The sequence below is a fragment of the Streptomyces sp. NWU339 genome (genome assembly GCF_003143855.1).
In the GTDB taxonomy this organism is placed as follows: domain Bacteria; phylum Actinomycetota; class Actinomycetes; order Streptomycetales; family Streptomycetaceae; genus Streptomyces.
In genome coordinates, this window is the sequence record NZ_QFRK01000114.1 from 1 (window position 1) to 7,166 (window position 7,166).

Below are 7,166 nucleotides of genomic sequence, written 5' to 3' on the forward strand. Positions count from 1 at the left end.
CTCCTGGATCAACCAGGTGGAGCGGTGGTTCGGCCTGCTGACGGACAGGCTCATCCGCCGCGGCGTCCACACCTCCGTGAAGGCCCTCGAGAACGACATCCGCGACTGGATCGACACCTGGAACGAGAACCCCAGACCGTTCACCTGGACCAAGACCGCCGACGAGATCCTCACATCCCTCGCCGCCTACCTCGCCAGGATCACTCCACCCGACAGCCAAGCCGGAGAGAACTAACCCTCAGGATTTCTGGCGCAGCACACTAGAATCTGTCCCCGCCTCCCGGGTACCGGCTGGGCTCAGCGCAGTCCGGTCGGGCGGCGGAGCGCCGCCTGCACCAGTCGGTCCACCAGCTCCGGGTACTCGACGCCGGTGGCCTGCCACATCTTCGGGTACATCGAGATGGGCGTGAAGCCGGGCATCGTGTTGATCTCGTTGATCACGAACTCGCCGTCCTCGGTGAGGAAGAAGTCCGCGCGCACCAGCCCCTCGCAGCCGGCCGCCTCGAACGCCTCCACCGCCAGCCCGCGTACCTCGGCCGTCTCCTCGCCGGTCAGCGGTGCGGGCACCAGGCCGGGCGTGGAGTCGATGTACTTGGCGTCGAAGTCGTAGTAGGCGTGCGCGTCGGGCGGCGGGATCTCGGCGGGGACCGAGGCGCGCGGGCCGTCCTCGAACTCCAGCACACCGCACTCGATCTCACGGCCGCGCAGGGCCGCCTCCACCAGGATCTTCGGGTCGTGCCGCTGGGCCTCGGCGATCGCCTCGTCCAGGCCGGAGAGGTCGTCGACCTTGGTGATGCCGATCGAGGAGCCCGCCCGTGCGGGCTTCACGAACAGCGGCCAGCCGTGCTCGCCGGCGAAATCGATGATCTTCTTGCGGGCGGCGGACTCGTCGCGCTCCCATTCGCGCGGCCGGATCACCACGTACGGGCCGACCTTCAGTCCGAAGGAGGTGAACACCCGCTTCATGTACTCCTTGTCCTGGCCGACGGCCGAGGCGAGCACCCCGGAGCCCACGTAGGGGACGCCGGAGAGCTCCAGGAGGCCCTGCAGGGTGCCGTCCTCCCCGTAGGGGCCGTGCAGCACCGGGAAGACGACGTCGACCTCGCCGAGCGCCTTGGGCACCGAACCGGGCTCGCTGTAGACGACTTCACGGTTGCCGGGATCGAGGGGGAGCACCACCGCGCCCTCGGTCGAGTCGGCGAGCTGGTCCACGCTGGGCTGCCGCCGGTCGACGATGGCCATGCGGTCCGGCTCGTCGACGGTGAGCGCCCACCGGCCGTCCTGGGTGATGCCGATCGGCAGGACCTCGTACTTGGTCCGGTCGATGGCCTTGAGGACGGCGCCGGCGGTGACCACGGAGATCCCGTGCTCGGAGCTGCGCCCGCCGAACACAACGGCCACACGCGGCTTGCGAGGCGGCTGCTCGGGGCTCTGGGGAAGGTTCTCGGTGCTCATATGGCGATGAGAGTACCCGGTGGTACAGCCACGATGAAGCGCCCGCAACGCGGCAAACGGAGGGTCGCCCGCGCCGCCGTCGCACGGACGCCGCCCGTGGTCGCTCGACGTCGCTCAGCGTCGCTCGGGTTTCGCGCTGCGCGACATCAGCTCCTTGAGGGCGACCACCGGCGACTTGCCCTCGTGCACGATGCCGACGACCGTCTCGGTGAGCGGCATGTCGACGCCGTGCCGGCGGGCCAGGTCCAGCACCGACTCGCAGGACTTGACGCCCTCGGCGGTCTGCTTGGTGACCGCGACGGTCTCCTCGAGGGTCATGCCCTTGCCGAGGTTGGTGCCGAAGGTGTGGTTGCGCGAGAGCGGTGAGGAGCAGGTGGCCACCAGGTCGCCCAGGCCGGCGAGTCCGGCGAAGGTCAGCGGGTCCGCGCCGAGCGCCACGCCGAGCCGGGTGGTCTCGGCGAGCCCGCGGGTGATGAGCGAGCCCTTGGCGTTGTCGCCGAGTCCCATGCCGTCCGCGATGCCGACGGCCAGCCCGATCACGTTCTTCACCGCGCCGCCCAGTTCGCAGCCGACGACGTCGGTGTTGGTGTACGGGCGGAAGTACGGCGTGTGGCAGGCGGCCTGGAGCCGCTGGGCCACGGCCTCGTCGGTGCAGGCGACGACTGCGGCGGCCGGCATCCGGGCGGCGATCTCACGGGCGAGGTTGGGGCCGGTGACCACGGCGATCCGGTCGGCGCCGGCTCCGGCGACGTCCTCGATCACCTCGCTCATCCGCATGGCGGAGCCGAGTTCGACGCCCTTCATCAGCGACACCAGGACCGTGTCCGGGGCGAGCAGCGGTTTCCACCCGGTGAGGTTGCCGCGCAGCGTCTGCGAGGGGACCGCGAGGACGGTGAAGTCGGCGTCGCGCGCGGCCTCGACGGCGTCGGTGGTGGCCCGCAGGTTCTCCGGGAGTTCGACACCGGGCAGGTAGTCGGGGTTGGTGCGGGTGGAGTTGACCGCTTCCACGAGTTCGGGGCGCCGTGCCCACAGCACGACGTCGCATCCCGCGTCGGCGAGCACCATGCCGAAGGCCGTGCCCCACGATCCGGTGCCGAACACGGCGGCCTTGACCGGTTTGCTCACTTGCCCAGCCCCTCTTCCCGCGCGACGGCCCGTTCGCCGGGCCTGTGCTCCTCCTGCCGCCGGTCCTCCGGCGATCCGTGCTCAGGCGTCCCCTCCTGCCGCCTCGGCCGGGTCTGGGCCCGGGTCTTGCGGCCCTGCTCCGAGCGCTCGCGGCGCGGGTCGTAGGGCACCTCGGGGGCCTTCTCCCCGCGGATCTCCTCCAGCAGACGGGTCACCGCCGCCATGATGGCCTCGGTTGCCTCCTTGAGCAGCTCCGGAGTCATCTCCCGGTCGTAGAAGCGGTCCAGGTCCACGGGCGGTCCGGCCAGCACGCGGTGGGTCTTGCGCGGGAAGAAGCGGGGCTTGGTGGCGTACGGCGGCAGCACCTCGTTGGCGCCCCACTGCGCGACCGGGATGACGGGGCACTTGGTCTGCAGGGCCACCCGCGCGGCACCGGTCTTGCCGGTCATGGGCCAGCCGTGCGGATCGCGGGTGAGGGTGCCCTCGGGGTAGAAGGCGACGCACTCACCGCGCTCCACGGCGTCGATCGCGGCCCGGAAGGCGCTGAGCGCGTCCGTGCTTTCCCGGTAGACGGGAATCTGCCCGGTGCCCCGCATTGCGGCACCGACGAATCCCTTCTTGAAAAGACCGCTCTTCGCCAGGAATCGCGGAACGCGCCCGGTGTTGTACTGGAAGTGCGCATAGGCGAAGGGATCGATGTGCGAATTGTGGTTCACCGCGGTGATAAATCCGTCCTCGGCCGGAATGTTCTCCATTCCGCGCCAGTCCCGCTTGAGCAGAACCACCAGCGGCGGTTTACAGAGAACCGCGGCGAAGCGGTACCAAAAGCCGATTCTGCGGCGCGGCACAGGGACACCTTCCTCTAAGTCCTGGAACCGGGGGGCCAGGCGGGCCGCACAAGTGTCGCCCCGGGCCGCCGGTCTGTCGAGAACACCGTACGCCCCGACCCTCTGGCCACCGGGTGCCACGGGGGACAATGGCGACGACGAGAGAGGGACGTAACACGCGTGCAGTGGACCTTGGTGGTACCCCTGAAACCACTGGCCGAGGCCAAGAGCAGGCTCGCGGACACCGCGGACGACGCGGTGCGTCCGGGGCTGGCCCTGGCCTTCGCGCAGGACACGGTCGCGGCCGCGCTGGCCTGCCGCGCCGTGCGCGAAGTGGTGGTCGTCACGGGTGACGCCCTGGCCGGCCGTGAGCTGGCCGCGCTCGGTGCCCACATCGTCTCCGACGAACCGTGCGGCGGCCTGAACGCGGCGCTCGCGCACGCGGCCGTCGCCGTGCGCGCCTTCCGGGGCGCGGGCCCCGTGGCGGCCCTCAACGCCGATCTCCCGGCGCTGCGCCCGGCCGAATTGGCCCGCGTCCTCGACCGGGCCGCCGTATTCCCGCGCGCGTTCCTCTCCGATGCCGCGACCGTCGGCACCACTCTGCTCTCCGCGGCACCGAACGAGGAATTGAGTCCTTCCTTCGGCCCCGGTTCCCGGGCCCGGCACCGAGCGTTCGGAGCCGTCGAACTCTGCCTCGACGCGGTGGATTCCGTACGGCAGGACGTGGACACGGGCGACGATCTGCGGGCGGCGCTGGCGCTGGGCGTGGGGCCCCGCACGGCGGCCGCCACCGCACGGTTGCTGATCGCGGAGCAGTAGGCTGCCGACATGCAGGCGACCGCGTACACCTACGATCCCGAAAGCCGCAGCGGCCAGGTGCTGCTGGACGACGGCACACCGGTGCCCTTCGACGCGCGGGCTTTCGACGCCGGGGGCCTCAGGCTGCTGCGACCCGGGCAGCGGGTGCGCGTCGAGACCGAGGGTGAGGGCGAGGCCCGGCGGATCACGCTGGTGACGCTCCACACGTTCTGACCCGCCGCGGCGCACGGCGGGGAGCCGGACACACCGCGGGCCGGGCTCCGTGACGGAGTCCGGCCCGGCGCGTGAGTACCGCTCGGCCGCCGTTACTTCTTGCGGGCGGTGGTCTTCTTGGCGGTGGTCTTGCGTGCGGTCGACTTCTTGGCGGGCGCCTTGGTGGCCGTGGCCTTCTTCGCCGGGGCCTTCTTGGCGGCCGTCTTCTTCGCCGCGGCGGTCTTGGCGGCCGGCGCGGCCTGCTTGGTGGTGGCCTTCTTCGCCGGGGCCTTCTTGGCGACGGCCTTCTTCGCCGTCGTCTTCTTGGCGGCGGCCTTCTTCGCGGCGGCCGTCTTCGCGGCAGCCGCCTTCGCGGTCTTCTTGGCGGCGGCCTTCTTCACCGTCGCCGAAACCCCGCCGGACAGGCTGCCCTTGGGCGCCTTCTTGACGGCGACCTCGCCACCGCGCGGCAGCTTCTTCGAGCCGCTCACCAGGTCCTTGAACCCCTGTCCCGCGCGGAAGCGCGGCACCGACGTCTTCTTGACCCGGACCCGCTCGCCGGTCTGGGGGTTGCGGGCGTAGCGGGCCGGACGGTCGACCTTCTCGAACGAACCGAAACCGGTGACGGAGACCCGGTCTCCCGCGACCACGGCGCGGACGATGGCATCGAGGACCGCGTCGACGGCGTCGGCGGCCTGCTGTCGACCGCCCATCTTGTCGGCAATCGCTTCTACGAGCTGCGCCTTGTTCACGTCTTCCCCTTCGGAGACATCGCCCGAACGAATCCGTTCAAGCGTTTTCGCACGTTAGGCAGATATATACCGCAAATCAAACACGAAACGGGCTTATCACCCTTGTGCCGCAATGAACTCGGCTGCCTTGACTGATTCAGCGTTCCTCTTCGGGGAATCGACCCTCGTCGAGGTCCGTGATGAACAGTTCCAGCCGCCTTGCCGCATTGGCGAGATCGTGCTTGGCCGCGGCCGTAATGACCAGCAGCTTCCGGGTCAGCGCCATCCGTACGCCCTCCGGTACTTGCAGTGCGCGCACTCTTGCATGCGCTTCTTTGAGCCGGGCCGCGACCAGCGTGTAGAGCTCGAGTTGGCCGTCGCGTTCCATGCACAGATTGTGCCATCTGGGGCGAGTTGTCGCCTGCGCAGGGGGCAACTGCCGCCTCGGACGGCGGTCCGAGCACACTCGGAGATCACGCGCACGTGACACGTGTACCCCGGCAACCACCTTCATAACGTGGGAAGTTGCAAGGCCTCAAGAGGACTCGCGGGGCCGAACGGGTGCAGACACGGCCGTACCCCCGATCGGTCCGATCGGGGGTACGGAGGGGGGCTGGGGGTGGCCGAAAGTCGACCTGCCGCGAGGACTTCGCGTCAGGCGGCCGGGGACGTGATCGTCTGCGGCTTGTACGACGGGCGCTTCGCCTCGTACGCGGCGATGTCCGCCTCGTTCTGCAGCGTGATGGAGATGTCGTCGAGCCCGTTCAGCAGCCGCCAGCGGGAGTTCTCGTCGAGCTCGAAGGCGGCGGTGACACCCTCGGCGCGCACCTCGCGGGCCTGGAGGTCGACGGTGATCTCGGCGGTGGGGTCCGCTTCCGTCAGCTCCCACAGCGCGTCCACGGTCTGCTGGTCGAGGACCACGGTGAGCAGGCCGTTCTTCAGCGAGTTGCCGCGGAAGATGTCGGCGAAGCGGGAGGAGATCACGGTTTTGAAGCCGTAGTTCTGCAGGGCCCAGACGGCGTGCTCACGGGAGGAGCCGGTACCGAAGTCGGGGCCGGCGACCAGCACGGTGGCGCCCTGGCGCTCGGGGCGGTTGAGGACGAACTCGGGGTCCTTGCGCCAGGCCTCGAACAGCCCGTCCTCGAACCCGTCCCGGGTCACCTTCTTGAGCCAGTGGGCGGGGATGATCTGGTCGGTGTCGACGTTGCTGCGGCGCAGCGGGACGGCCCGGCCGGTGTGGGTGGTGAAGGCTTCCATGACTGATCAGACTCCAGCGGGCGCGGGGGTGTCGGCGGCGAGGTCGGCGGGAGAGGCCAGGTGGCCGAGGACCGCGGTGGCGGCGGCGACCTGGGGGGAGACCAGGTGGGTGCGACCGCCCTTGCCCTGCCGGCCCTCGAAGTTGCGGTTGGAGGTGGAGGCGGAACGCTCACCGGGGGCGAGCTGGTCGGGGTTCATGCCCAGGCACATCGAACAGCCCGCGTGCCGCCATTCGGCGCCTGCCTCCTTGAAGACCACGTCCAGGCCCTCGGAGACGGCCTGCAGGCCCACCCGGGCGGAGCCGGGGACGACCAGCATCCGTACGCCGTCGGCGACTTTGCGGCCCCTGACGATGTCGGCGGCGGCGCGCAGGTCCTCGATCCGGCCGTTGGTGCAGGAACCTACGAAGACGGTGTCCACGTTGATGGAGCGCAGCGGCTGGCCGGCTGTCAACCCCATGTATTCCAGGGCCTTTTCGGCGGCCAGGCGCTCCGAGGCGTCTTCGTACGAGGCGGGGTCGGGCACAGCGGCCGACAGCGGCGCGCCCTGGCCGGGGTTGGTGCCCCAGGTGACGAACGGCGACAGTTCGGCAGCGTCGATGACGACCTCGGCGTCGAACTCGGCGTCCTGGTCGGTGCGCAGCGTCTTCCAATAGGCCACGGCCGCGTCCCAGTCCTCACCCTGGGGGGCGTGCGGGCGGCCCTTGAGGTAGGCGAACGTGGTCTCGTCGGGGGCGATCATGCCCGCGCGSCCCCCAGGG

At 70.2% G+C, this 7,166-nt stretch carries 9 protein-coding genes and 1 pseudogene; 3 read left to right on the plus strand and 7 right to left on the minus strand.

What is annotated here, in order from left to right:
- Positions 1 to 235 (plus strand): annotated as a pseudogene (locus DIZ27_RS43350) (IS630 family transposase); the annotation flags it as partial.
- Between the two features lie 62 nt (positions 236 to 297).
- On the opposite strand, the gene DIZ27_RS43355 reads toward DIZ27_RS43350, so the two are convergent.
- From DIZ27_RS43355 to DIZ27_RS43365, 3 genes are all read right to left on the minus strand, one after another.
- A complete protein-coding gene (locus tag DIZ27_RS43355; RefSeq protein ID WP_109383767.1) occupies positions 298 to 1,455 on the minus strand; it encodes a D-alanine--D-alanine ligase family protein in 1,158 nt (385 codons plus the stop codon).
- A 114-nt stretch (positions 1,456 to 1,569) separates the two neighbouring features.
- A complete protein-coding gene (locus DIZ27_RS43360; RefSeq protein ID WP_109383768.1) occupies positions 1,570 to 2,580 on the minus strand; it encodes an NAD(P)H-dependent glycerol-3-phosphate dehydrogenase in 1,011 nt (336 codons plus the stop codon).
- Complete coding sequence (locus DIZ27_RS43365; protein ID WP_258308886.1) at positions 2,577 to 3,428, minus strand: 1-acyl-sn-glycerol-3-phosphate acyltransferase; 852 nt, start codon at positions 3,426 to 3,428, stop codon at positions 2,577 to 2,579. Before DIZ27_RS43365 ends, DIZ27_RS43360 begins: the two co-directional genes overlap by 4 nt.
- 159 nt (positions 3,429 to 3,587) lie before the next feature.
- Here DIZ27_RS43365 and cofC point away from each other — a divergent pair, with 159 nt between their 5' ends.
- Positions 3,588 to 4,226, plus strand: a complete 639-nt coding sequence (cofC, locus tag DIZ27_RS43370; protein WP_109383769.1) for a 2-phospho-L-lactate guanylyltransferase — start codon at positions 3,588 to 3,590, stop codon at positions 4,224 to 4,226.
- A gap of 9 nt (positions 4,227 to 4,235) precedes the next feature.
- A complete protein-coding gene (locus DIZ27_RS43375; protein ID WP_109383770.1) occupies positions 4,236 to 4,439 on the plus strand; it encodes a hypothetical protein in 204 nt (67 codons plus the stop codon).
- A 92-nt stretch (positions 4,440 to 4,531) separates the two neighbouring features.
- Here DIZ27_RS43375 and DIZ27_RS43380 read toward each other — a convergent pair whose 3' ends face one another.
- The 4 genes from DIZ27_RS43380 to DIZ27_RS43395 all read right to left on the minus strand — a co-directional run.
- Positions 4,532 to 5,170 carry an HU family DNA-binding protein gene (locus DIZ27_RS43380; RefSeq protein ID WP_109383771.1) on the minus strand — a complete coding sequence of 213 codons (639 nt, stop codon included), beginning with the start codon at positions 5,168 to 5,170 and terminating at the stop codon, positions 4,532 to 4,534.
- Between the two features lie 136 nt (positions 5,171 to 5,306).
- Positions 5,307 to 5,537 carry a hypothetical protein gene (locus DIZ27_RS43385; protein WP_109383772.1) on the minus strand — a complete coding sequence of 77 codons (231 nt, stop codon included), beginning with the start codon at positions 5,535 to 5,537 and terminating at the stop codon, positions 5,307 to 5,309.
- Between the two features lie 266 nt (positions 5,538 to 5,803).
- On the minus strand, positions 5,804 to 6,406 hold the full coding sequence (gene leuD / locus DIZ27_RS43390; RefSeq protein WP_109383773.1) for a 3-isopropylmalate dehydratase small subunit: 603 nt from the start codon (positions 6,404 to 6,406) through the stop codon (positions 5,804 to 5,806).
- A gap of 6 nt (positions 6,407 to 6,412) precedes the next feature.
- A partial coding sequence (locus DIZ27_RS43395) for an aconitase family protein (RefSeq protein ID WP_258308887.1) occupies positions 6,413 to 7,166 on the minus strand: 754 nt, incomplete at its 5' end.

Bases quoted from the DNA above. Each gene is read 5' to 3' on its own strand.
- DIZ27_RS43355 (WP_109383767.1), bottom strand. From the start codon at position 1,455: ATGAGCACCGAGAACCTTCCCCAGAGCCCCGAGCAGCCGCCTCGCAAG.
- DIZ27_RS43375 (WP_109383770.1), top strand. From the start codon at position 4,236: ATGCAGGCGACCGCGTACACCTACGATCCCGAAAGCCGCAGCGGCCAG.
- DIZ27_RS43385 (WP_109383772.1), bottom strand. From the start codon at position 5,537: ATGGAACGCGACGGCCAACTCGAGCTCTACACGCTGGTCGCGGCCCGG.
- leuD (WP_109383773.1), bottom strand. From the start codon at position 6,406: ATGGAAGCCTTCACCACCCACACCGGCCGGGCCGTCCCGCTGCGCCGC.